The following is a 1,652-nucleotide window of genomic DNA, read 5'->3' on the forward strand; positions in this document are numbered from 1 at the left end:
GCGAAACGGGATCTCAATCAGGTTGCTGCGCAATACAAGCAATTCTTTAGACGCGGATAACGCGGATGACTCGGATTTTTAAATGCTGCGCTACGTTATCCCACCCGGAAGATAAAAAGAGAGCCGCGTCATCCGCGTTATCCGCGTCTAAAAAATGATAGTATAAACTAATTATGAACAGCTACTTATGAATAACTTATCATTTACTTGGTGCTGCACTCCCTTTTCCCTGGAAGAATTCCTCCTCCTTCTTCTTTTCCCGCAAATCCTTCAGCCAACTTTCAGCAGCGTTGTAGTAGTTGCTCGTATCTAATACAATGCCGCCTTGACTATCTATTTCCGGTTGTTCTTCTTTACCTTCTAATGGGCGGGTTTTCAGGAAAGCCTCCAGATAGCGTTCGGTATTCCTCTTATCTTTCAACGAGTACTGGTAGGTGAACGCTATGTCGTACAGGAGTTTATGATTCGTTTTGTCGTAGAGCTTGTAGCGCTCTAAAGTGGCTTCCACTTGCTCTTTGTACATTCCTGCCATTTTGTAGCAGTCACTCATGCCGATATAGAGGCGAGACATTGCAGAGTCCTTGGGAATACTCAATTTGATAGCACTTTCAAGGTAAGTCACGCCTTGTTCTTTCCAGGATGTTTTAGAACAGGCACGGCCTAAGTAATATAACAAGTTGACGTTTTCCGGGTCGTACTTTCGTGCAACTTCAAGTATGTCGTGAGCCTCATATAACTTATCGACTGCATAGTAACTGACTCCAAGATAGTAACAAGTATGGAAGGAACTGTCTCCCCGGTTAACTAAATATTCATATCGCTGAATAGCGGTCGGATAATCTTTATTCAGACAATACGCCAATGCATTCTGGCGGTTTACAACGATATTGGTAGAATCTATTTTGCGATACTTCTCCGTTGCTTCAATGGCTTGGTCATAAAAATCGCCGGCTATATTCAAAGCGCCCAGCTTGGCGGCTGCCAGATAATCATTAGGATATTTTTCCTGAATGACGTAATAACATCCCATAGCCGCCGGAGCTTCATTCCTGCCTTCGAAGCTTTGCGCCTGGAGGTGAAGTACAATTGCGGAACTGTCTTTCTCGGACATAAGGCTGCTCTCGCCTAATGCTTCTTCAAATTTCTGTTGGCTCAATAACAAACCGACGTATTGAATCCGTACATACTTATTGTCTGGATTCAAGTCCAGCGCTTCCCGGTAATAGTTTAACGCCTGGCTTCCTTTGGCTAATGATTTGCAACATTCCGCCGCTTCAATGTAAGCCCGCGGATTCAGAGAGTCTTGCAGCACGATTTCTTCATACACTTGTAGCGCTTCCAGGTTGTTGCCGAGGCTTTTCAATGCTTTCCCTTTCTGATAAAGTAGTGGAACTGTTGGAGTCTCTTTGTTGATGAGCGACAAAGCCGTTTCATAATCATAGTTTGCCATCGCCTCTTGAATTTGATTGGTATTCTGCGCCATTAGTAGTGAACAAACGCTGAAGCAGCATAGGGTGAGAAGTTTTCGCATAGCTTTTTATCTTTAGTACATTACTTAATTGAGCGCAAGTTACTAAAAATATTCTCTTTACGAAGTATTCGTAATGCCTTTTAGATAGATTAACTAAGTCAATGTTCATAATTAGTTTATA

At 42.7% G+C, this 1,652-nt stretch carries 1 protein-coding gene; it reads right to left on the minus strand.

Annotated features, from left to right (window positions below):
• Positions 1-199 precede the first annotated feature (199 nt).
• Positions 200-1,531 carry a tetratricopeptide repeat protein gene (locus B2Z67_RS15080; RefSeq protein WP_291530667.1) on the minus strand — a complete coding sequence of 444 codons (1,332 nt, stop codon included), beginning with the start codon at positions 1,529-1,531 and terminating at the stop codon, positions 200-202.
• Positions 1,532-1,652: the final 121 nt, after the last annotated feature.

This window comes from Bacteroides sp. UBA939 (genome assembly GCF_002293435.1).
Lineage (GTDB): Bacteria > Bacteroidota > Bacteroidia > Bacteroidales > Bacteroidaceae > Bacteroides.